Origin of the sequence: Priestia sp. RMT2NF4 (assembly GCF_047872835.1) — a bacterium.
Taxonomy (GTDB): Bacteria; Bacillota; Bacilli; order Bacillales; family Bacillaceae_H; genus Priestia; species Priestia zanthoxyli.
On the sequence record NZ_JBLQZO010000001.1, the window covers coordinates 1,458,297 to 1,480,226 of the forward strand.

Sequence of the window (21,930 nt, forward strand, 5' to 3'; positions counted from 1 at the left end):
GCAACCTGACTAATTGTTGACCTCAGTTCGTAACAAACAAAAGTTGATAACAAAAAATCCAAGCGCTTACAATAAGCGCTTGGATGAGTCACTCAGTATTTATTTTTCACAGGCAATGTAGTCTTTATCTCGATCTAGCTTTGTATTGGCATCATACAATGCTTTTGATACGTACGGCTTGTACTTTGTTTTGCCGCCTTTATTTTTCACATTAGCCGCACGAGCTACGCCGCCTTTGTAGTCTTTGTTTAATTCGGTACAGTTTTTGTAAGATTTAGCTGCCGCATCTACGTTTGAAACCATGCCAAAAGATACACTTGTTAATAAACCGAAAGATAGAACAATTGGAAAAATCTTTTTCATAACAGATACTTCCTTCCTATATTTTGTCTCATTAATAATAGAATGTTCTATCAATCTTTTCAATCTTTTTTTTACATTTAAACTACTATTATCCAATTTTTTTATTTATAAGTAGCTTTAAGAGCCTTGACCGCTTGTTTAGCCGCTTCTGCAATCAGTTTATCATGATACTCCGCATCTTTTTCCGTACGATCGGAAAGGATCGCAAGAACAATTGGATCTCCATTTGGCGGCCAAAGAATGGCAATATCATTTCGCGTCGCGTAGGAGCCTGCGCCTGTCTTATCGGCTACTTCCCAGCTTTTTGGCACGCCCGCTCGTATCAAGGCATCCCCTGTCGTATTTCGTTTCATCCAATCCGTTAAAAGTGCACGTTTGTCTTCAGGAAGTGCCTGTCCAAGTACATACGTTTGAAGACTTGAAGCAAGTGCTCTTGCTGTACTTGTATCGTGGGTTTCTCCTGGATTCACTTCATTTAAATCCGGCTCAAACCGCTCAGGCAGCGTTACATCGTCTCCTATGTTTTCTAAAGCTTCTTTAAATCCGTCCGGTCCGCCCAGCTGCTGCAGAATTAAATTCCCTGCCGTATTGTCGCTGTAGCGAAGCGATGCATCCGCGAGTTCTTTAAGAGTCATGCCTGTATCCACGTGTTTTTCTGTAATAGGGTTATAGTTCACAAGGTCATCGCGCGTATAAAAGATTCGCTCGTTGAGATCTTCAATTGATTTCTGCTGTAAAAGTGCACCGACAGCAAGCGCTTTATGAGTAGACGTATAAGCAAAACGCTCGTCCGGGTGATACGTTACCGTTTTATTTGTACCGGTATCTAATGCATAAATGCCAAGATTCGCATCATATTTTTCTTCAAGCTTAGCAAACTCTCGATCACTTTTCGTTTCTTGTTTTTGACACTTCACCGTTTCAGCCTGTACTCCGCTGCTTGAAAAGCCTACAACCGCCGCGCATGATAGAGCCAGTGCAGGCATCATTTTTTTAAGCTTTGAAGTGTAAAACATCTCTTTCCATCTCTTCATTACCTTTCAACACCTTTCCAAAAAGTATTTAGTATGTAGTCTCTTAGGTAGAGATTACCAACAATTCTATTTTATCAATTGTTTACTCTCACAAACATGATAGTTTTATCACATTTATATAATAAAGTACCCGATAATGAAGAATAACTAGCATACCACCTATTAATAAATTTAAAATACCGGGGGCGTAACGGAAAATAAAATAACGGCTTTCTCATCAAACGGATTGTCCCATTTGTGCTTAAGATGCGAAGGGATTTTGACGCTATCTTCTTTTTCTAGCACGTATACTTCCTCGTCCAAATACACTTTAATTTTTCCTTCTAAAACGTATGCCACTTCCTCCCCTTTATGTGCTAAAGGAGTTTCAGATGAAGACATCATGGGAGGAACTTCCATAATCGCCGTAGCTAGATTTCCAGTAAAATCTGGTGATACTAGCGAATACGTTAACTCTTTTACCTTCATCGTTTTACGCTCGTTTGACCGTACGACTAAATGAGAGGTATTTATGTCTTCAAGCAAAAAGCTAAAAGTAGGCACGTCGAGGCATTTAGCTAAAATCTTAAGCGTTGAAATAGACGGATTAGCTAACCCTCGTTCAATTTGACTTAGCATAGACGGCGTGATATCCGCTAATTTTGCTAATTCACGACTGCTTAGTCCCTTTTCTTTTCGAAATTTCTCTACTTTTTTTCCAATATCTATGTTTTCCATGATAATTCCTCCGTAAAAGATGTTTAATTATATTTAATTTTATTAAATTAAACTTAATAAACTGAGTTAAGTGTGTTAAATTATATTTAATAAATAAAGTATATTTTAATTTTATCACAGCGAGGAGGAAGAAAAAAATGAATGATATCTTGACCTTTTTGGTTCTTACATTGTTTGTTATTATGAGCCCTGGTATCGATACCGCCCTTATCACGAAACGAACGATGGCAGACGGACAAACGGGCGGCTATAAAATGGCATTAGGCTTAGCGAGCGGCTCTTTAGTTCATACGCTCGCCGCCACGTTTGGCTTATCGGCTCTTCTCCTTCAGTCAGCTCTGGCATTTGAAATCGTAAAATACGCAGGAGCCCTTTACTTAATGTACTTAGGCATCTCTGCCTTCCTTTCTAAAAAAAGCAATGCATCTTCTTCTGAAAAAGAGGAGCAGTCAAAAGAAACATCCGCTTTTCGTCAAGGCCTTGTCTCAAACGTTCTTAATCCAAAAGTAGCGGTGTTTTTCTTAACTTTTTTACCTCAATTTGTTCAAACTGATCAAAACGTAACGCTTCAATTGCTTCTTATGGGAATAACGTATACGATCCTTGCGATCACGTGGTTTTTCGTATTCGTCTTTTTTATTAACTATTTAAGAAAATGGCTTACAACACCTAGCGTGCAGCGCTTTATGGATAAAGCAACGGGCGTCGTGTTAATCGGATTTGGATTAAAGCTCGCTTTTGAAAAACATAAATAACAAAAGTATGTTAGTTGAAGAAAGTTCCGAATGAGTTTGATTTTTGATGGAGAATCAAACTCATTCGGATTTTTTTATTAGTAGGGTAAATGCAGGTGCTTCTAGCCGGTGATTGAAAGGCAAGGCGAAGACTCATGCAGGAAAAGCGGAATAGATGAGACCCCGCAGGAGCGCAAGCGACGAGGAGGCTCAGCGGCCGCCTGCGGAAAGCGAAGTCTTGCACGGAAATCAACAGGCGTGTAACAAGCAATTCATACTCGATCATTTATCTCAATTGTTATTTATGCACGTCAGGTTCATAGAGATAGAGTTTAAGATCAAGTCTTCCCTCTGAAGAAACGAGTATTCCTTCCGCTTCGAGTGAAAGCTTTTGAACAACATGCATTTCTTCGTCTTTAAATCCAATTTCTCCTTTAGAATTGATCACTCGGTGCCAAGGCAGTTTGTGTTTTTTGCTCATCGAATGCAAAACTCTTACCACTTGCCTTGCACCTCGAGGACTCCCAGCTAGGCGGGCAATTTGTCCGTATGTCATGACTTTTCCGCGAGGAATTTGTTTAATAAGGGCTACTGCTCGCTCTGTAAAACTCATGCTGTCCCTCCTTTTATTGTTTAGTACAACATTACCATAATTAATAAACCGTGAAGTAATCACTCGATTTTTCTTCAGCAACATTATAAGATAATACATAAGAAGTACGCTCATCATTGTGCAACATTCTTCAGGTAAATGCTTGTATTTCCTATTCTTCAACTAGCAAATCTTTGCGCGAGTGGCAGCTTATCCCTTATTTATGACACTGTGATTATAAAAACGTTACAGAAATCAACACAGCAAAGTACGTAGAAGCGTTACATGATAAGATAAACAGTAGATACTAGTACAATTTCAAATTGATGCTGACGAATAAGTAATCATTTAAAAAGTGGTGAGAAAATGACAAAATGGCTTAGTGTAAAAGAATTATCTGAAGAAACGAGTATTCCTACTTCAACTATCAGAAGATACATAGATAAATTCGAAGATTTCTTTATACAAAAAGAAGATCATCGACCAAAACAATATGAAGCTGCAGCTGCGACCGTTTTACTGAAAATTAAGCAGCTTTATGATGAAGGCTGTCAAGCAGAAGAAATCAATGAAGCGCTGCAAAAAGAATTCTCTTTGACTACAAGCGAGGATCAAGCTGCCGTGTCTCTAGACGAAGACAAAGAGAACACAGAGAACACAGCAGAAGCAGCTGACCAGCCCGAGGCCGATGACCAGCAGCCGACACCTCCCGAACAGCCGGTACAGCCTCCACCCCAACAAGAGCCTGATACAAAACAAATTCTTCAGGAAAAAGATAAGCAGCTTATTCAATCTTTGCGTAAAAGTCTGCGTGAACAGCAGGCCATTTCAGAATTAGTAGAAGCTTCAAAAGAAAGCAGCGTAGTAGGTAAAAAGAGATCGATTTTAAAACGATTATTCCAACGAAAAAAGGACTAAGTTTGTAAACAAGCCTAGGCCATGAAGCATCTTTATTTCTGATCATTAAATTTATGTAAAACAAAGTTTCTAAACTGTTTAACAGCCGGTGATAGATATCTTCCTTCAATCCATGCTAGTCCAATGACTCGGTGGCAGTTGGCCTTAGCTAATGGGATTTTCACTATTTTGCTTTGATCGATTCCGTGTAAATCTGGAAGGATAGAAATTCCTAAGCCGGCTCCTACTAGTCCCGCTACGGTATCAGCTTCCTCTCCTTCAAACATGATGTGAGGCATTCTTCCTGACTCTTCAAATAACTGCTCAAACGTAAGACGAAGAGAAAAGCCTTCTTTTAAGTGAATAAATGATTCCTCAGCAATTTCTTCTAGTGCAATACATTCACGATCAGCGTACCGGTGATTTTTCGGTACGATTATAAACAGCTCTTCACTCCAAAGATGCTGCCATTTAATGAACGATTTCTCTTCCATCGGCGCAATCAAACAAAGATCTAGTTCGCCGAGCTCCAGCTGTTCAAGAAGCACGTGCGAAGGACTTTGCCTCAGCTGAAAATTCACCTTAGGATATAAACTGCGAAACGAAGCGATTAAATCTGGAATCAAATCCGTGCTGAGCGTATGTAAAAATCCAAGTGACACCTGCCCTTTTTCAGGATCTAGCAGCGCTTGAATTTCCTCTTGTCCTTTATCAAATTCTTTCATTATGTTATCTACACGCTTTAAAAAAACTTTACCATATTGATTTAATATAATGGAACGTCCTTGCCGGTCAAATAGCGGTGCTCCTACTTCCTCTTCAAAACGAGCGATTGAACGACTGAGCGCAGGCTGCGTAATTAACAGCTCTTCTGCGGCGCGCGTCATATGCTGCGTACGTGCTAGCGTTTGAAAATATTTAAACTGCTGCCATTCCACTTTGTACCATCTCCTTATCAAGCGGCTCTACTCATTACATAGATGTATGAAAAATATGATTATAATGAATTATACATTATAAATAGCAGGTGTTACGATAAAAAACGGAAACATACTCGAGGATGTTTTTAGTTTCTTTTAACGACTGCTGTATACAGCTCCTACAAAATTTTATGATCATCATTTTCTAGCAGAAAGAAGGATTTGTTATGAAACGTATCGTACATCTGAGAAAGCGTAAGCTGGTTGCTCTATGAGTTACATAAAAAAAGGAACGCCCGTTTTTCGCAAAACGAGCTTTGCATTTTTTGCAGCCGGGTTTAATACATTTGCGATTTTATACTGCGCACAGCCTTTAATGCTAGCGTTCACAAAAGAATTTCATATTTCTCCAACAACTTCTAGCCTATCGCTTTCCGTTACAACCATAGCTTTGGCTATCAGTATGCTTATTTTCGGTTCGCTATCGGAAGTTTGGGGAAGAAAGCCTGTCATGGTCTATTCCATGCTTGCCGCTTCTTTATTATGTCTGTTGACTGCATGGAGCCCTACTTTTCATATTCTGCTATTTTTCCGAATAATGGTAGGAATTACGCTAGCCGGTCTGCCGTCAGTGGCAATGGCTTATTTAGGGGAAGAAATCGAAGCTAAAAGCCTTGGTTCAGCAATGGGCCTCTACATAAGCGGCAATGCAATTGGCGCGGTTGGCGGAAGAGTGATTGCGGGAACGCTCAGTGATTATTTCGGCTGGCACGGTGCAATAGCAGGGATTGGTATTATAAGTATAGCAGCGACCGTTATCTTTTGGATTAGCCTCCCTCCTTCACAGCACTTTCAATCTCGTAAATTAGAAGTTGGAAAGTTAGGGAAATCGTTACTTGATCATCTTAAAGATCCGAGGTTAGTTTGTTTATATGGCTTAGGATTTTTGTTGTTAGGCAGCAACGTCGCCTTATTTAACTATATTGGGTATGTACTAACGGCTCCACCTTATTCCTTAAGCCAAACGATTGTCAGCTGGGTCTTTTTAATTCTTATTATCGGAATGTTTAGTTCGGTGTGGACCGGCAGACTGGTAGACCGCTACGGAAAACAAAAAATACTTATGATCAACCTTTTAATTACGCTAGCCGGTGTCGTTTTAACGTTAAATCCTGCTTTACTTGCTAAAATAGCCGGTTTGGGCTTGTTTACGTTTGGGTTTTTCGGTAGCCATTCGATTGCCAGCAGCTGGGTAGGTCAGCGCGCTTTAACAAATAAAGCCCAGGCTTCTTCACTTTATTTGTTTCTATATTACACGGGGTCAAGCGTAGGCGGAACGCTCGGAGGAGTCTTTTGGTCGATGTTCGGCTGGAGGGGCCTCATTTGTATGATTATTGTTTTTTTATTGATTGCTTTTCTCCTTTCTGGTTTTCTTTTAAAGAGCTCAGTAAAGACAAGACGCGCTGCGAATGTTAAGGAAAGTTATTAGCTCTCATAGTAAATACACATCAAAAAAGACCTTTTTTTTATCATAAAAAAAAGGTCTTTTTTGAGAATGTAAAATACATTTTTTCTTGTATGTACCCCTTTAAAGTAAACTTTTTTAGAGTTTAACCCGCTCTACTAACTGCAGCAATTCATCATTAGGTCCGTGAAATAAAATCATCCGTCCGCCTTCAAGCGTTGGCTGAGGCTCAGATGATAAAAATTCAATTCCTTTGCTCTTATAATGTTGAATCGCCTTATTTATATCCTCTACCGTAAAGGCAAGATGGTTAACAATCCCGCTATTGGTATACTCGCCAATCGGATCAATATCTCGAATGAGCTCAATTTCAATACCCGGCTGTTCTTCAAGATACAAAAAAGCCATCTCTCTTTTTTCGGTAGAGCCTTGAAGGCGAACTTTAAAGCCAAACATATCCCCGTAGTAGTGAATCGTTTCATCCATATTTCTAACAATAATTGCTGTATGTTCCATTTTCTTAATCATTCATCTTCTCCCTTTCCCCATGTTTAGTAAGTACAAGTAAACTATACAACAATTTAGGCAATATGTATTTACATATAGTAAGGGAATTCAAGCACTCTATCAATGAGTCGGCTATGAGTTGAAAAATAACAAACAAAAAAACAAACCCCATTGGTTTGTTTTGGTTACATATTATATAGTCAGTCTCTGTTTCAACAACGTTCGATAAGCCATGTTTTGTACCTTTGTACTGCAAACGATTTTACTCTCGTACTCAGGCGGTAATCATCTATCTACGATTACGCATGTAACCGTCCGTCTCTCCGTTAAATTCCTTCGAGACAGTTCCCCTACCATTGTTTGGGTTTCTCGCTCGTGGGGTTTACCGCGTTCCACCTTTGCTGTTTCCAGCAAAGCTTCGTCACTGTGGCACTTTCAGGGATACTCGACCATATCCGAGGACTTAGGTGGTTTTTCCCGCCGTCAGCTAAGCTATAAGCCAAGCTGCCCTAGCTTATTTTTTCACTAGGCACGAACACTACGGGCATCTCAGCACCGTGCGAGCATGGACTTTCCTCTACATCAAATGATGCAGCGATTACCTGAACGTTATTTCAGATCGTGTATGAGTAGTATATGCGTTTTAATAAGCCAAATCAAATGTAACTTTTGGAACGGATTCCAATTCAATTTTTACAGCAAATTAAATAAAATAACTTGTTTCTGTACACTCTTTTTAGTAGATGAATCACCCGCAAATTCAAGAAATATTCTCTTCATCCATTTCTACGAGGGATACTTTGTTTCTTTGTAGAATATTCTATACACCACACAAAAAGATGACAGAGGTGATGAAACATGAACGCTGAGTTAAAATTTGATTTTCATACCCATCACGACCGATGCGGACATGCTCGCGGAACGATTCGCGATTATATAGAAGCGTCTATTGATAAAGGCCTTGATATCATTGGGATTTCGGATCATTCTCCTTATTTTGCGAGCAAAGAAGACCAGCCGTTTCCTCATATTGCGATGGGAAAAAGCGCATTCTCCGGATATGTAGCTGAGATTTTGAAACTAAAAGAAGAATATAAAGAGAAAATTGAAGTGCTGTTAGGCGTGGAGTCTGATTTCTTTCCCGAGCATGCGGAAATATATCAAAGCTACTATAAAAAATATCCGTTTGACTACATAATCGGCTCTGTCCATCAAGTTGATGAAATCAGTATCTTTCATAAAACGCGTTGGGAAGGACTTTCTCAGCAAGAAAAGCAGCGCACGAAAGAAACGTATTATCAATTAATCGAAGAATCCGCCCGGAGCAGAATGTTTCAGATTCTTGGCCATATTGATGCCATGAAAGGATTCTATCCCTCTTTTTCTTCTATCGAGACGGCTGTCATTGATCAGACGCTAAAAGTGATTTCGGCACATGACATTGCTATAGAAGTGAATACATCAGGCAAAACCAAAGACTGCGGAGGCTGGTATCCTGCAGACGATATTTTAGAAAGAGCCCTGCACTACGGGGGACACATTACATTTGGTTCTGATGCTCATGACCCAGAGCGTATTGGCGACGACTTTGAACTAGTAAAAAAGCGTCTTAAAGAAATCGGTTTTACGGATTGGGTCTTTTTTAGACAGAAAAAAATGCAGATGACACCTTTATAAAACGTAAATAGAACTCCAATAAAAATATGCCTGAAGACACGGAGATGAAGGATATCTCGTGTTTTCAGGCATGTGTTTTTTACTGAGAAACTTTGACTTTTGTAGATGAAGATAAATCTTCTCCGTTTGTTTCAATTACTTGTTGCTTAGGCACCATTTTTTCATCGTCTTGAACTACCCTTGTATTCCCTGTACTACTAATTTCCTACATAAAATATCCACATTTCATTTCAACTGTGCTACATTTAACTAAAAATGCTTTCTTAATGAGGGATACAATTGTGAATTTAGATTTAACAGCTTATATAACGCTTATCTGTACGTCCGGTGTTCTTAATCTATACTTATGTTTTTACGTATTTATTAAGCGTCACCACTACGCTAACATTGCGCATTTATTTATTCTCCATACAGGTTTCACCACTATTTATTGTATGGGTGCGGCGTTTAGCTTACTATCCGTTAACCTCGGAGAAATGAAATTTTGGACCGCTATTCAATACGTGGGCATGCCTTTTTCGCCTCCTGCAGGACTGCTGTTTGTTATGCAGTATGTCGGCATAAAAGTAAGGAAAAAACATATTTTCACCCTTTTTATCATTCCTTTTATTAGTTTGATTATGGTCGCAACAAATGACTGGCATCACCTTCATTACCGCGTGTTTGAAATTGATCCCGTTCTAGGTGCTCCTTACGTTCATCAAGAAATTGGGCCATGGTACACAATTCACGGCATGTTCATCTTTTCGTCTATGTTCGTTGCTTTTTTGCTCGCCGTTTACCGCTGGAAAGAAACAGCCAAAGCTTACCGCCTGCAGTTAATTTCATTAATGGTCGGTCAATTAGTCCCTATCGTCACAGCTTTTATCTATTTAATGGGCCTTACGCCGAAGGGAATTGATCCAGTTCCGATGGTTTTATGGGTTTCTTCATTTTTATATTTATGGTCCATTAACTCATCGCGTATGTTTACAGTCATGCCCGTTGCGAAAGACGCGATATTTAACAGCATTAATGACGGCGTTGTCGTGCTCGATGAAAGCTATAGATTAATTGAATTTAATCTAGCGTCTAAAAACATGTTTCCGCAGCTAAAAAAGTCGATGCTTGGAAAACATTTTGCTGATATTTGGGTGACGCTGTCCGGCCGTTCGTTTCCTTTTGCATTAGAAAATACAAAAAGCAGTCATGAACTGGAGCTTTTTTCTGAAGATCAATCTTCGTATACGTATCAAGTTCGCACTTCTCCTTTGCAGTATGCTAACAACAGTCACGGCTTGCTGCTTATTTTTACAGATATCACGGAGCTAAAAAGACTTCAGCTAAAGCTTGAAAATCAAGCTTATTACGATGAGCTGACGCAAATCTATAATCGTCGGGCATTTTTTCAGCACAGCAAGCAAGCGTTCGATGAAGCAAAAAAGTCCGCATCTTCTTTTACACTTCTTTTACTTGATATTGATTATTTTAAAAAAGTGAACGACACGTATGGTCATTATGCCGGCGATCAGGTGCTTGTACATGTCGTAAAAGCCTGCGAGTCCGCATTGCCGCAAGGAGCCCTTTTTGCTCGGTACGGCGGTGAAGAATTTGTACTCGCTCTAAAGGGCCATACTTTATCTGAAGGCGAAACGCTTGCTGACCAAATTCGCCGTCACGTCGAGACTCAGCCCTTACTGATTAATGAAAAAACCATTTCTGTTACGCTAAGTCTTGGAGTAGCACAAGCGGAAAAACAAGAAAATGAAACGTTAGATGAGCTGTTGAATAAAGCAGATATCGCCCTGTACGCTGCCAAACAACATGGACGCAACCAAGTACGTGTATATAAAGAAATAAAAGAAATCTTAGAAAGAACCTAAACAGCACTGTTTCGGTTCTTTTTTCTTTTGAGTACTATTCTTTCATTTATCAAGTAAAAGTGCTAAAAGACTTGATTTTGTTTATGTATTTGAAAACAGCTCATCCTATAAACTAGAGGTAGATCAAAAAAAGGAGAGATAGAGATGAAGATTACACACATTCGAAATGCTACTTTACTTGTTGAATACGGGGGAAAAACGTTTTTAATTGATCCTATGTTAGCGGAAAAAGGCACGTACCCTCCCTTTCCAAATTCGATCAGACAAGATCAAAACAACCCTTTAGTAAGCTTACCGTTATCCGTTGAAGAGATTATTGAGGGTATTGATGCCGTCATTCTCACTCACCTTCATTTGGACCATTTTGACGATGCCGCTAAGCAGGCGTTGCCAAACGATATCAAAATGTTCGTTCAAAATGAAGAAGATGCCGCAGTAGTAAGAGCTGATGGTTTTAAAAATGTAGAAGTACTAACAAAGAACACGGTCTTTGAAGGCATCCAATTATCCAAAACAAAAGGTGAACACGGAAGAGGAGAAATTTTAAAGCGTACTGGTTTAGTATGCGGCGTTGTTTTTAAACACAAGAGCGAAAAAACGCTTTATGTAGCTGGAGATACGGTATGGTATTCCGCTGTTGAAGAAGAAATCAACACCCATCAACCGGATGTCATTGTCGTAAACGGCGGCGATAATCAGTTTTTAGAAGGCGGTTCTCTTGTGATGGGGAAAGAAGATATTTACGAAGTACACAAAGCGGCCCCTCATGCTACGATTCTTTCTGTTCATATGGAAGCTGTCAATCACTGGACCCTATCAAGAGAAGAATTAAAAAGCTTTATCACCAAAAAAGATATGGCGTCCCGCGTCTTTGTTCCAGATGATGGCGAGGTTTATACTTTTTAAGAGAGAAGATGAGACAAAAGTATTTAAGTTGAAGAAAGGTCCGAACGAGTTTGGTTCTTAGTTGAGAATCAAATACGTTCGGATCTTTTCATTGATATAGTAAACGTAGCTTTCATATGTGCAGTTGCTTCCAGCGGTTGATTGGAGGCTCAGCGCCCGCTCGCGGAAAGCGAAGCCTTGCATGGAAATCAACCGCTGTGTCATAAGCGATCTACGAGCTATTTATCCCACTGATTCATCTTTAGGTTAGATTGATGTAGTTATGTCTCCCTCTCTCTTTTATAGCTCTTTAATTTATCAAGTAGTAGTCGTAGTAGCAACTGCTGAAGTGCTCGCAATAACCGCTAGCATAGCTGCTTGCTGAGCTTGAATAATGGTTTCAATCGTTGTATAGATGCCCGTTTCGACCACTCTAGAATCCTTCAGTTTTTCACTGATAACCAAATTAACCGCCAGCATAACGTTGATGTCTTTCTGCCATTTAAAAAGTTTATCTGCATTTAACTGCTTCACCACTTCATGGATAAGTTCAATTTCAGTTTCTGGTTTTTCAAACAGTGCTAATAAGCCAATGACCGGATAATGCATCGCTTTTACTTTCATGCCTGCCGATTCACAGGCTTCTTTTACTGATACGCATCTTTCAATAAGGGTATCTGCATCTAAATTTTTATCGATTGAAAGAATATGACTTAAAAATTGAAGGTCATTTCCTTTTTTAAATCCATGCTGCGCCAATGTTGTATAGAAGTGTTCAATTTCATGCATGAGATCATCAGTAGACTCGCTCGTTTCAGCTAATAAAACGGCAAGAGGTACATCGCCGCTTGAAGTAAGGAAAAGGTGCTTTCTTTTCATGCCTTGATAAATTTCTGCGGATCTTCGGACCATTTCTTTATGACTTCGGCTTGACTCATTCGACAGCATAGCCGAAGCCGCAATGTACGTAAAAGCGCCTCTCGTAAATCCGCCTTGTATCAATTGATCATATACGTCAAGAAACTCATGAAACGTTTCTTTTGGATTCTCATAGCGAGTATCAAGCATAGCTGCTATTGTAAAACGCTGTGATGATTTTAACGTAGAAAACATCCCTACTTGATTTTTGATATAGTCGCTTAACTCGAGATAATCCTGAAGCTCGAGCGATTTACCTTTCACTGCATACATAGAAGCGATAGCCATAAACTGCTTGTGATCTGCCGCTTTCCATTTGAGCTCATTTTTTAAGCTGATATAAAAATCTCTATACTGATTTATTTTTTGTTGAATATTCTCTGGCACCATCTCAACACGTCCTTTATTAGGTGTTAGCTTATATACGTAACACTTCAACAAAAGTTTCAATATTTGGTAAATATTCTGCGCATTTATTGCAAAAAAAAGACCTCGGAATATTCCGAGGTCTTTTTTTGTTCAGTTCTATTTATTAACCTCTTCCCGCTTGGAAAGAAGGATATTTTGTCATACCGCCATCCGCAAATAATGTAATACCTGTTACATAGCTTGCTTGTGATGATGCTAAGAATGCTGCAACTGACGCGATTTCTTCCGGGTTACCGATGTAGCCCATTGGAATCATACTTTCTACGTCTGCACGCTGTTCTGGATCAGCGAATTTTTCAGCGTTAATTGGTGTATCAATTGCCCCAGGTCCAATGTTATTCACGCGGATTCCTTTTGGTGCATATTCAAGAGCCAATGTTTCCGTCATCAGCTTCATGCCGCCTTTACTTGCTGCATAGTGAACAAATAATGGCCAAGGAATCATTTCGTGAACGCTAGACATGTTAATAACGTTACCTTTAATGTCGTTTTCAACGAAATATTTGATTGCTTCACGGCTTCCTAAAAACGCGCCCGTTAAGTTTGTATCAATTACTTGATTCCAGTTTTCTAATGATAATTCATGAGAAGGAACCGGGTTTTCAACACCAGCATTATTAATCATAACGTCTAATGTGCCAAATTCTTTAACAGCTGTCTTCACAAGGTTCACAACGTCTTCTTCTTTTGTTACGTCGCCTCGAACAATAATTGCTTGACCGCCAGCTTGTTCAATTTCTTTTTTTACTTCTAGCGCTTCGTCTTCGTTGCTGCGGTAGTTTACAACCACTTTTGACTGCTCTTGTCCAAAACGAACGGCCATTGCGCGACCCAATCCTTTTGATCCGCCTGTTACAACTACTACTTTATCTTTTAAATCTGTATACATCTTGAAGTCCTCCTACTTTTCCTGTTTAATATGTCTTGTTATACTGTACTAATTACAAATACAGTTTAGGTTTTAAAAAGAGAATAAACATTTTTCTATCTCTTCTTTGTCAAACTGTCATTCATTTAAAGAGCAGTAAATTCAATTTTGCTCCCTTTTCGTTACTTATCGTAACCAAGAGAGATAAAGTAGTCAAACTTTTTGTTTGATCATTTTTATCATTTCTTTTTTCCTTACTCTCTTTATAGTTGTTTGTTCCCTGGAGAATGAGTCTTCACACTTCCAATTCACACCACTTCAAAAGTTTAAACTTTTTCCCTTGCAATTCTTAAATCAATGTATTATATTGTTGATGTATCAATTATTGATATGTCAAACAATTGTCCACAATCAAAAATATGGAAATGACAATAAATAAGTTTAACGCCTAAAAAGAAAGGAATAATGACTATGACTACAAAAGACTTTAACGAAATTGCTTTAAAACGTCGTTCAATTAAAAAATATGATCCTTCAGTAAAAATTAGCCGTGAGGAAATGGAGGAAATTCTTACAGAAGCTATGCGCGCTCCTTCTTCTGTTAATATGCAGCCGTGGCGCTTTGTTGTAATTGAAACGCCGGAAGGAAAAGAAAAGCTAGCTGAACTTGCGAAATTTAACAGTGAACAAGTTCATACATCTTCAGCTGTTATTGCCGTGTTTGGTGATATGAATAACGTTGAATATGCAGATGAGATTTTCGGCAAGGCCGTAGAGCTTGGCTATATGCCTCAAGACATTAAAGAACAGCAGCTAAATTTCTTTAAGCCGATTTACGAAAACATGCCAAAAGCAGATATGAAAGACATCGTGCTGATCGATTCAGGTCTTGTGTCTATGCAGCTTATGCTTGTGGCTCGTGCTCACGGGTATGATACAAATCCAATCGGCGGATACGAAAAACACTTAATCGCAGAAGCATTCGGTCTAGATAAAGAACGTTATCTTCCAATTATGCTTATCTCAATCGGAAAAGCAGCAAGCGAAGGTCATGCTTCTTACCGTCTACCGGTCAATACGGTTACGACTTGGAAATAAGCAGCTAGTTCTATTCAATAAGTAAAGAGCTAAAAATGTGAAGTAAAAGGAGACTTTCTGATGAATAACTATCAAGAACTTACAAAAAAACAGCTTTCATTCTTCAACAGCGGTAAAACAAAAGACGTTGCGTTCCGTATCGAAACGCTAAAAAAATTAAGAGAACTTGTTGTCCGACATGAAGACGACATTTTAAAAGCAGTAAAAGCTGATCTTAACAAACCAGAAATGGAAGCAAAACGTGCAGAAGTGGGTCTTGTACTAAGCGAAATCGACTTTGCAGTTGAGAATCTTGCAGAATGGGCAGCGCCAAAAGAAGTAGAAACACCATCTACTCACGCTGGAGCAAAAAGCTACATTTATCAAGATCCATACGGTTTAGCTCTAGTGATTGCACCTTGGAACTATCCGTTCCAACTTGCTGTATCACCAGTAGTAGGCGCGATTGCTGCAGGTAACTGCGTGGTGTTAAAGCCTTCTGAATTAACACCTCATACGTCAAGCCTTCTTGCTAAGATGTTTAATGAAAACTTCCCTGAAGAATACTTGACTGTAGTCGAAGGTGAAGTGGAAACAAGCACGGCTTTACTAAAAGAAAACTTTGATTACATCTTCTTTACAGGAAGTACAATGGTCGGCAAAATTGTAGCAGAAGCTGCAGCTAAACATTTAACGCCTGTTACGCTAGAACTAGGCGGAAAAAGTCCTACAATTGTACACGAAGATGCTAATATTGAAGAAGCAGCTAAACGTATTGCGCGCGGTAAATTTGCAAATGCTGGCCAAACGTGCGTAGCGCCAGACTACATTCTTGTTCAGCGAAATGTAAAAGACGAACTGCTAGCTAACCTAAAACAAGTCGTAACAAACACGTACGGCGAAGATGTTTCACAAAATCTAGACTTCCCTCACGTAGTGAGCGAAAAGCATTTTGATCGTCTTAACAGCTTCTTAACAAACGGAGATATCGTTTTTGGAGGCAAAACGGACCGTTCTCGTCTGTTTATTGAACCAACTGTTCTTGACAACATCTCATGGGAAGACAATGTGATGCAAGATGAAATCTTTGGACCAATTCTTCCAGTCATCGTATACGATGAAATCTCAGAAGTAATCCAAGCAATCGTAAAACGTCCAAAACCATTAGCACTTTATCTTTTCTCTGAAGATGAAGCAGTCCAAGATCACATCTTAAACAGCGTGTCATTCGGCGGGGGTTCTATTAACGATACAATTAACCACATGACATCTCACTACCTTCCATTTGGCGGCGTTGGTGACAGCGGAATGGGTGCGTATCACGGAAAAGCAAGCTTTGATACATTTTCACATGCTAAAAGCATCTTAAAACGTTCAAATAAATAAAGAAAAAGCCGAAGTCAGCGTCTGACTTCGGCTTTTTTTATTCTTTCATTTGTTTGGCGATTTGTTCATACTGCTCTTCTTTTTTTGTGGAAACCGCTAAATCGCAAAGAATATGTAAAAAATATTTTTTATCTTGAACAAATAAATACTCTTCTTCAAAGCCTTTAGAAATGTATACGGCAAACTCCCAGATGTCGTCATAATAAGCTGGCCCAATGGCCTCAGCGAGATTTCCAAGCGTTTTGAGCAGCTCCATCGTAATGATAATATTCCGTCTCGCATAGTGCCGGATATTAGCAAATCCATCATATAAAAAGTCCTCAAACTTTTTGTCAGGGATCACCATTCGTATCACGCCTTTATCATCAACTAAGTAAGAAGAAAATTGACTCGCAGCACAAATTTCCCGAAGAATATCGCTAATTTGGTGAATGGAGTTAACCGCCGTTTTGAAGTCATCATTTCCTAGTGATTTAATTGCCATCTCGACAAACTTGGTAATAATATACGTCGTGTCTTGAATATCAGTCTGAGATTTCCCTACATGGATATATTGGTGAAAGACGGTGCAATCCATTTCATCGTGCTCTGTCGAATCTCTATGCCAATAATAAAACAATACGGTTCCGCTGAGCACATAATCCCCTACTTCACGCTCCATTTTTATCACTAAATTATGCTCTTTGGCACAGTGAATCAATTGGCTGTAGTTCAACGTTTGAATATAGCCAGATGTTTGAATACATACCGGCTTTTTCTCTCCTTCTGGAAAGGAAAATTGTTCGCTATGACTAGACTGCGTTCGATGAATCTCCAGTTCCTCGCGAATCGTTGTCTTAATCGCTTTTATGGACGCTGTTTTCATCGATTGAGTCATATGATTTACTTGCAGCCACTTAACAGAATGATTAATGAAGTAGACAAACGTGCCCGCACTAAAAACAGAAAGAGCTGTCGTCACAAACGGAATCGCAAAATATCCGTCTACTTGAGAGCTGTTTAAAAAAAGAAAGACAAAAAGTGTATACAAAAAACTCCCTATAAAAATACCTAAAATTCGCTGAGTAGACTTAGAAGAAGCAAAGTTTTTTAACACGCGAGGAGAAAACTGAGCTGCAAATGATGTAAACACAACAAGCATTAAGTTAAAGGTAAATGTGGTAATCGATAAAATCCCGGGCATAATCGTACTCACTAACGTATTCGTTAAATCCATGTTGATTGAAAAAAATGAAGGGACCTTCTCTCCTACTTTGCAATAATAGTCAAGAAACAGCGTCAGTGCAGCTAAAAGAACAGAAAAGAAAGCATAAATTAAGGGACTAAACCAGATTTGACTAGTTAACTCATCTTTAAACGCGCGAGGAGAAAGCTGTTTCCTTGCCGCTATCCATCTAAATGTATTCATATAAAACCTTCCTTTTTATTTGTAAATCTCTAACTTTTTTCTTAGTTCCCTAATTTTTTTTGATTATGCTTATACAATGGAAAAAATCTATTTTTTAAGATATAGGCACACAAAGCAAAAAAGAGGTTGAGATACCCCTAATTATTTCATCTAAATGAGTACAAATAGAATACATGAGCTGAACCGCTCATGACGCGGCCGGTGAGCCTTTCCCCCCAGGAGTCTTCGTCTTGCCCTCCAATCAACTGCTAGAAGTAACTGAATGAAGATATGAAAGCTAGGTTCACCATACAAACAAAAAATCCGAACGCGTTGGATTCTCAATCAAGAATCCATCACGTTCGGATTTTCTTTCAACTAACCTAATTTTATCTCAGCCTCTTTTAACTCTTACCTTTTTACCAGCCTCGGCTCGCTCCGCCGCCTCCGGAGCTGCCGCCTCCCCCTCCGCGAGGACCGCTTCCACTGCCGCCACCTCCGCCGCCTCTTCCTCCAAACATGACAAGGAAGTTTAGCAGAAATTGAGTGATGGCTCCTTTAAAAAAGACAAAGTCAAGGATAAGCAAGCCCACAATAGCAGCTGCAATCAGCAGCGTTTGAAGGGGTGTGAAATGAACACCGCTATCAGAAGAAGCGGATGCTTTTGGCACTTTTTGTTCAAAATCTTTTCCTAAATCATACTCTTTTACGACTTGGTTATAAACAGCTTTATATGTAGTTTCTAGCGCCGTATCGTATTTGCCGTTTTTTAAGTTAGGAATAGCATAAGAGTCAATGATTTCTCCAGATTTGATATCGGTGATAGCTCCTTCTAACCCATACCCTACTTCGATTCGGATTTTTTGTTCTTTTTTAGCGAGCAAAATAAGAACGCCATTGTTCAGCTTTTTATCACCGAGTTTGTACTTTCGAAACGCTTCATTTGCGTACTCTTCTACATCCGAATCACCTAATGAATTCACCGTAAGAATCGCTACTTGAGCTTTCGTTTCATCATCTAACTTTCTGCCCATTTGATTGATATCCGCTTTTTCCTGGTCATTTAACAGATGAGCAAAATCTTGAACGTAAATATCGCCTACCGGATTTGGGATATCAGGTGCAGCAAAAGCAACGCTTACCGTATTACATAAAAGAGATAATAATAAAGCAAACGAAGCAAGAAATTTCATCACTTATCGCTCCCGAAATCAACTTTCGGCGCTTGTTTTTCTTCATTTGTTACTTCAAAATATGATTTTTCATCAAACCCAAACGTGCGCGCAAACATGTTTTTAGGAAATCCCTTAACGGATTTATTATATTTTGCAACTTCATCATTATAGTCTTTACGCGCTACAGCGAGTCGATTTTCCGTTCCTTCTAAGCTATCCATCAAGCTTCTGAAGTTTTCATTTGCTTTTAAATCCGGATACTTTTCAACCACTACAAGCAGGCGATTTAACGCGCCGCTTAATTGCTGATCTGCATCAGCTTTATCTTCAGGCGTTTTCGCTCCCGCTAGCTGCGCTCTTGCCTGAGTGACTGAATCAATTGCTTCCTGTTCATGCTTAGCGTAGCCTTTTACCGTTTCCACTAAGTTAGGAATTAAATCAGATCGTCTTTTTAGTTGGTTATCCACTTGGGAAAATTTATTATCTACATCTTCCTCTGCGCTAACGAGGCCATTGTAAGAGCTTATTCCGTAAATTACAATAAGCACTAACACAACAATCGTAGCGATCAAACCTTTGTTTCTCAATGTATTACCTCTTTTCTTCATCAAAATTATGTATCTATTTACTAGTACGAATCATACCCTAAAAAGATTCATTTTTTTCCAATTTTATTTATGATGACCACATGCTTTAACGATCACTCTCTCTATAAGTTGAAATACTTTTATACTACTCTCACCGCAAACTCCTCATTTCTCAAACACGTTTCTCTATCTAGTCTTTCTATAACCTAGTACATGTAATCCTTATCCATTTTATCTTATTTCATACATCTAAAAAAGGAATGACTAAGAACCATTCCTTTTTCTACTTAAGACCAACCTTCAATCTTGTATGCGACTCTGTGAAATTCAGGAACCGTTACAAATTGATAGTCGTTCTTTATTAAATACTTAATGAGTTTTGGCAATGAAGCAACAATTTGGTCCCGCGCTCCGCTGCCGTATCGATCTCCGTCGTGCATGACGATAAGATTCTTTTCTTGTAGATTTTTAATCGTATGTTTGCATATGGCCAGTGGATCTTCTTCACGCCAATCCTGGCTATCTATATTCCATAGAACAGACGTCATTCCCAATTCCTTAATGGCAGCAAGAGCTGTATCATTTATCGAACTGTAAGGTGGACGAAATAGCTTTGGAGAATAGCCGATAATTTTTTCTATTTGAGCATTCGTCGAAGTAATTTCTTTCCACAGTTCACGCTTAGAAAGCGTTGTGATATCAGGATGATTCCACGTATGGTTTCCAATTACGTGATTTGCTCTATGAATACGCCGAATCAGCTTTGGGAATTTTTCTGCTTCTGAACCTACGACAAAAAAGGTCGCACGTACATTATATCTTTTTAAAATTTTTAAAATAGCAGCCGTGTAAGCTGAAGGTCCATCATCAAACGTTAACGCAACATACTTTGGTGAATTTTGATTCATGTTTTCTCCCCTTATATAAAATAGATATAGAAATAAACCCCTCAATTTTTTTGCGTAAGCTGAGGGGTTTTTACGGCGGGACAATTTTCACGAGTTGATGTTATAGCTGCTTTTGAATGTGATAACCACTATAGGTAATAGATTTGTTCAAAAGAACTCGCCAAGTAGTCAAATCCGCGAGGACGCAGTGTTTCGAACTGCTGAATAATTTTTATTCTTTCCTCTGATCCTCCTGGGAGATCGTAAAGTTTCGTCACGGGCTGTCCACTATTTAAATATTCAATGATTCTATACAGCATGACGCGAAAAGCATGTTTAAATTCCTTATATTCATCAGGAAAACGCTGCTCCAGCGCTTTATATTCAACTAATGTTTTATGCATATGCATAAACGGAAGCTCTTTCCATTCAAGAGAGAGGATAAGAACGTCTATATTGGGATGTTTTTTAACGAAGCGATAGTGATTTCCCCACTGTTCTTTTACTTTTCGCTTAGACATACCGTGTTCTTGGTGATAAGCAACCGTAGAGGAATCTAAAACAAATTGTGCACCATTCTTATATAAACGATATCCAAGCTCCCAGTCTTCTGCCCCGTAGCCGACAAAAGTCTCATCAAAATAGCCTGATTTCTTTAATTGCGCTTTTCTCACTGATACGTTTCCACTTAAAAATGCAATATAAGGTAGCGTAAATCCCTCAAGTCGCTCTCCGAAATGTTTTAGCCCGCTGTTAAGGAAATAACGATTAGGAAATGATAAACGTTGAAAACGGTTTGTATCAATATCTTCTTTTGTTATAAGAGGACAAGGGACATTTGAATGCTGCTTCGTTTGTTCATAGTTTTCATACAATCTTCTATACTCAGGATCCCTGCCGACCAGTTCTTTTAAGTGCGCCATTTGATCTTCATTATAGTCTGGCATAATAAACGTGTAGACTCCTTCATAATGCATAGCTCCGGTAACCACAAGATCGGATTCATGCACATGATGTTTATAGTGATTTTCAATAAAAGCAGGAGGAGCTAGCATCTCCCCATCTAAAAAGATTAAAAAATCTCCTTCAGCATGGTTAATTCCTATATTGCGCACAGATGAGCGCCCTTTATTTTGTTTCATGCGGATATACTTAAATTTGAACGGGACATCAGCTTCTTTTAAAATGTTAGGTGTGTTGTCAGAAGAAGCGTCATCCACTAGAATGACTTCATACTGAGCGTGGGGAAACGTTTGTTTAGATAAACCGTAAAGCGAAAGAGAGGTTTGGTGGTATTTATTATAAGTAGGCATAATAATACTCACTTTAATAGGTTGTTTATGATTATTTTTTATACTCATACTATATAATGAATGGTCTGCTTTATTTATTTTATTTTTGGTCTCTTTTAAGGGATTTGGACTCTTTTTTTTCTTTTTAATATAGTATTTTCCATCGGAACGGTTGTAATAGGAATCATATAATTCTATTTTAATCATCCTTTCTTTGTTTTTCCTCTATATACTATTCAATAAGTGACCAGGTGCTTGTACAATATATAAA

At 38.9% G+C, this 21,930-nt stretch carries 22 protein-coding genes and 1 other RNA gene; 9 read left to right on the plus strand and 14 right to left on the minus strand.

What is annotated here, in order from left to right; genetic code table 11:
- Positions 1 to 99 precede the first annotated feature (99 nt).
- From ACMX9J_RS07745 to ACMX9J_RS07755, 3 genes are all read right to left on the minus strand, one after another.
- Positions 100 to 363: an excalibur calcium-binding domain-containing protein gene (locus ACMX9J_RS07745; protein ID WP_028414580.1), complete on the minus strand. Its 264-nt coding sequence runs from the start codon at positions 361 to 363 to the stop codon at positions 100 to 102.
- A 101-nt stretch (positions 364 to 464) separates the two neighbouring features.
- Complete coding sequence (gene bla / locus ACMX9J_RS07750; protein ID WP_033580270.1) at positions 465 to 1,397, minus strand: class A beta-lactamase; 933 nt, start codon at positions 1,395 to 1,397, stop codon at positions 465 to 467.
- Between the two features lie 171 nt (positions 1,398 to 1,568).
- A complete protein-coding gene (locus tag ACMX9J_RS07755; protein WP_033580269.1) occupies positions 1,569 to 2,114 on the minus strand; it encodes a helix-turn-helix domain-containing protein in 546 nt (181 codons plus the stop codon).
- A gap of 137 nt (positions 2,115 to 2,251) precedes the next feature.
- Here ACMX9J_RS07755 and ACMX9J_RS07760 point away from each other — a divergent pair, with 137 nt between their 5' ends.
- Positions 2,252 to 2,869, plus strand: coding sequence for a LysE family translocator (locus tag ACMX9J_RS07760; RefSeq protein WP_047750410.1), 618 nt, complete (start codon positions 2,252 to 2,254; stop codon positions 2,867 to 2,869).
- Between the two features lie 108 nt (positions 2,870 to 2,977).
- Positions 2,978 to 3,112 carry a hypothetical protein gene (locus ACMX9J_RS07765; protein ID WP_268990040.1) on the plus strand — a complete coding sequence of 45 codons (135 nt, stop codon included), beginning with the start codon at positions 2,978 to 2,980 and terminating at the stop codon, positions 3,110 to 3,112.
- A 34-nt stretch (positions 3,113 to 3,146) separates the two neighbouring features.
- Here ACMX9J_RS07765 and ACMX9J_RS07770 read toward each other — a convergent pair whose 3' ends face one another.
- Positions 3,147 to 3,461, minus strand: a complete 315-nt coding sequence (locus ACMX9J_RS07770) for an MGMT family protein (RefSeq protein ID WP_033580267.1) — start codon at positions 3,459 to 3,461, stop codon at positions 3,147 to 3,149.
- Between the two features lie 345 nt (positions 3,462 to 3,806).
- Between ACMX9J_RS07770 and ACMX9J_RS07775 the strand changes: the two genes are divergently transcribed.
- Complete coding sequence (locus ACMX9J_RS07775; protein ID WP_416225600.1) at positions 3,807 to 4,358, plus strand: MerR family transcriptional regulator; 552 nt, start codon at positions 3,807 to 3,809, stop codon at positions 4,356 to 4,358.
- 32 nt (positions 4,359 to 4,390) lie between these two features.
- On the opposite strand, the gene ACMX9J_RS07780 is transcribed toward ACMX9J_RS07775, so the two are convergent.
- On the minus strand, positions 4,391 to 5,275 hold the full coding sequence (locus ACMX9J_RS07780) for a LysR family transcriptional regulator (RefSeq protein ID WP_416225601.1): 885 nt from the start codon (positions 5,273 to 5,275) through the stop codon (positions 4,391 to 4,393).
- A gap of 253 nt (positions 5,276 to 5,528) precedes the next feature.
- Between ACMX9J_RS07780 and ACMX9J_RS07785 the strand changes: the two genes are divergently transcribed.
- Complete coding sequence (locus ACMX9J_RS07785) at positions 5,529 to 6,746, plus strand: MFS transporter (protein WP_034263827.1); 1,218 nt, start codon at positions 5,529 to 5,531, stop codon at positions 6,744 to 6,746.
- A 114-nt stretch (positions 6,747 to 6,860) separates the two neighbouring features.
- Here the strand turns inward: ACMX9J_RS07785 and ACMX9J_RS07790 are convergent, their stop codons facing one another.
- Positions 6,861 to 7,250 (minus strand): VOC family protein, encoded by a 390-nt coding sequence (locus ACMX9J_RS07790; RefSeq protein ID WP_033580261.1) that lies wholly within the window; start codon positions 7,248 to 7,250, stop codon positions 6,861 to 6,863.
- 200 nt (positions 7,251 to 7,450) lie between these two features.
- An RNA gene (rnpB, locus tag ACMX9J_RS07795) (RNase P RNA component class B) lies at positions 7,451 to 7,839 on the minus strand.
- A gap of 248 nt (positions 7,840 to 8,087) precedes the next feature.
- Between rnpB and ACMX9J_RS07800 the strand changes: the two genes are divergently transcribed.
- From ACMX9J_RS07800 to ACMX9J_RS07810, 3 genes are all read left to right on the plus strand, one after another.
- Entirely contained in the window at positions 8,088 to 8,906 is an 819-nt protein-coding gene (locus tag ACMX9J_RS07800) for a histidinol-phosphatase (RefSeq protein WP_416225602.1), read from the plus strand.
- Between the two features lie 281 nt (positions 8,907 to 9,187).
- Positions 9,188 to 10,768: a diguanylate cyclase gene (locus ACMX9J_RS07805; RefSeq protein ID WP_416225603.1), complete on the plus strand. Its 1,581-nt coding sequence runs from the start codon at positions 9,188 to 9,190 to the stop codon at positions 10,766 to 10,768.
- A 144-nt stretch (positions 10,769 to 10,912) separates the two neighbouring features.
- Complete coding sequence (locus ACMX9J_RS07810; RefSeq protein WP_047750405.1) at positions 10,913 to 11,674, plus strand: MBL fold metallo-hydrolase; 762 nt, start codon at positions 10,913 to 10,915, stop codon at positions 11,672 to 11,674.
- A 297-nt stretch (positions 11,675 to 11,971) separates the two neighbouring features.
- Here the strand turns inward: ACMX9J_RS07810 and ACMX9J_RS07815 are convergent, their stop codons facing one another.
- Both ACMX9J_RS07815 and gdh read right to left on the minus strand, forming a co-directional pair.
- Complete coding sequence (locus tag ACMX9J_RS07815) at positions 11,972 to 12,961, minus strand: DUF4003 family protein (protein ID WP_249886637.1); 990 nt, start codon at positions 12,959 to 12,961, stop codon at positions 11,972 to 11,974.
- 142 nt (positions 12,962 to 13,103) lie between these two features.
- Positions 13,104 to 13,889, minus strand: a complete 786-nt coding sequence (gene gdh, locus ACMX9J_RS07820; protein WP_311264742.1) for a glucose 1-dehydrogenase — start codon at positions 13,887 to 13,889, stop codon at positions 13,104 to 13,106.
- A 450-nt stretch (positions 13,890 to 14,339) separates the two neighbouring features.
- On the opposite strand from gdh, the gene ACMX9J_RS07825 reads away from it, so the two are divergent.
- Both ACMX9J_RS07825 and ACMX9J_RS07830 read left to right on the plus strand, forming a co-directional pair.
- Entirely contained in the window at positions 14,340 to 14,966 is a 627-nt protein-coding gene (locus ACMX9J_RS07825; protein ID WP_080754489.1) for a nitroreductase family protein, read from the plus strand.
- Positions 14,967 to 15,026: 60 nt separating this feature from the next.
- Positions 15,027 to 16,331, plus strand: coding sequence for an aldehyde dehydrogenase (locus ACMX9J_RS07830; RefSeq protein ID WP_048019534.1), 1,305 nt, complete (start codon positions 15,027 to 15,029; stop codon positions 16,329 to 16,331).
- Between the two features lie 37 nt (positions 16,332 to 16,368).
- Here the strand turns inward: ACMX9J_RS07830 and ACMX9J_RS07835 are convergent, their stop codons facing one another.
- From ACMX9J_RS07835 to ACMX9J_RS07855, 5 genes are all read right to left on the minus strand, one after another.
- Positions 16,369 to 17,739: a DUF2254 domain-containing protein gene (locus ACMX9J_RS07835; protein WP_047750403.1), complete on the minus strand. Its 1,371-nt coding sequence runs from the start codon at positions 17,737 to 17,739 to the stop codon at positions 16,369 to 16,371.
- Between the two features lie 398 nt (positions 17,740 to 18,137).
- Positions 18,138 to 18,911: a TPM domain-containing protein gene (locus ACMX9J_RS07840; RefSeq protein WP_416225604.1), complete on the minus strand. Its 774-nt coding sequence runs from the start codon at positions 18,909 to 18,911 to the stop codon at positions 18,138 to 18,140.
- Positions 18,911 to 19,480 carry a LemA family protein gene (locus ACMX9J_RS07845; protein WP_080754488.1) on the minus strand — a complete coding sequence of 190 codons (570 nt, stop codon included), beginning with the start codon at positions 19,478 to 19,480 and terminating at the stop codon, positions 18,911 to 18,913. Before ACMX9J_RS07845 ends, ACMX9J_RS07840 begins: the two co-directional genes overlap by 1 nt.
- A 287-nt stretch (positions 19,481 to 19,767) precedes the next feature.
- Entirely contained in the window at positions 19,768 to 20,388 is a 621-nt protein-coding gene (locus ACMX9J_RS07850) for a polysaccharide deacetylase family protein (RefSeq protein ID WP_367031620.1), read from the minus strand.
- A gap of 128 nt (positions 20,389 to 20,516) precedes the next feature.
- Positions 20,517 to 21,866, minus strand: a complete 1,350-nt coding sequence (locus ACMX9J_RS07855; RefSeq protein ID WP_416225605.1) for a glycosyltransferase family 2 protein — start codon at positions 21,864 to 21,866, stop codon at positions 20,517 to 20,519.
- Between the last annotated feature and the right edge of the window lie 64 nt (positions 21,867 to 21,930).

Bases quoted from the DNA above. Each gene is read 5' to 3' on its own strand.
- ACMX9J_RS07745 (WP_028414580.1), bottom strand. From the start codon at position 363: ATGAAAAAGATTTTTCCAATTGTTCTATCTTTCGGTTTATTAACAAGT.
- bla (WP_033580270.1), bottom strand. From the start codon at position 1,397: ATGAAGAGATGGAAAGAGATGTTTTACACTTCAAAGCTTAAAAAAATG.
- ACMX9J_RS07755 (WP_033580269.1), bottom strand. From the start codon at position 2,114: ATGGAAAACATAGATATTGGAAAAAAAGTAGAGAAATTTCGAAAAGAA.
- ACMX9J_RS07760 (WP_047750410.1), top strand. From the start codon at position 2,252: ATGAATGATATCTTGACCTTTTTGGTTCTTACATTGTTTGTTATTATG.
- ACMX9J_RS07770 (WP_033580267.1), bottom strand. From the start codon at position 3,461: ATGAGTTTTACAGAGCGAGCAGTAGCCCTTATTAAACAAATTCCTCGC.
- ACMX9J_RS07775 (WP_416225600.1), top strand. From the start codon at position 3,807: ATGACAAAATGGCTTAGTGTAAAAGAATTATCTGAAGAAACGAGTATT.
- ACMX9J_RS07785 (WP_034263827.1), top strand. From the start codon at position 5,529: ATGAGTTACATAAAAAAAGGAACGCCCGTTTTTCGCAAAACGAGCTTT.
- ACMX9J_RS07790 (WP_033580261.1), bottom strand. From the start codon at position 7,250: ATGATTAAGAAAATGGAACATACAGCAATTATTGTTAGAAATATGGAT.
- ACMX9J_RS07800 (WP_416225602.1), top strand. From the start codon at position 8,088: ATGAACGCTGAGTTAAAATTTGATTTTCATACCCATCACGACCGATGC.
- ACMX9J_RS07810 (WP_047750405.1), top strand. From the start codon at position 10,913: ATGAAGATTACACACATTCGAAATGCTACTTTACTTGTTGAATACGGG.
- ACMX9J_RS07815 (WP_249886637.1), bottom strand. From the start codon at position 12,961: ATGGTGCCAGAGAATATTCAACAAAAAATAAATCAGTATAGAGATTTT.
- gdh (WP_311264742.1), bottom strand. From the start codon at position 13,889: ATGTATACAGATTTAAAAGATAAAGTAGTAGTTGTAACAGGCGGATCA.
- ACMX9J_RS07825 (WP_080754489.1), top strand. From the start codon at position 14,340: ATGACTACAAAAGACTTTAACGAAATTGCTTTAAAACGTCGTTCAATT.
- ACMX9J_RS07830 (WP_048019534.1), top strand. From the start codon at position 15,027: ATGAATAACTATCAAGAACTTACAAAAAAACAGCTTTCATTCTTCAAC.
- ACMX9J_RS07835 (WP_047750403.1), bottom strand. From the start codon at position 17,739: ATGAATACATTTAGATGGATAGCGGCAAGGAAACAGCTTTCTCCTCGC.
- ACMX9J_RS07840 (WP_416225604.1), bottom strand. From the start codon at position 18,911: ATGAAATTTCTTGCTTCGTTTGCTTTATTATTATCTCTTTTATGTAAT.
- ACMX9J_RS07850 (WP_367031620.1), bottom strand. From the start codon at position 20,388: ATGAATCAAAATTCACCAAAGTATGTTGCGTTAACGTTTGATGATGGA.
- ACMX9J_RS07855 (WP_416225605.1), bottom strand. From the start codon at position 21,866: ATGATTAAAATAGAATTATATGATTCCTATTACAACCGTTCCGATGGA.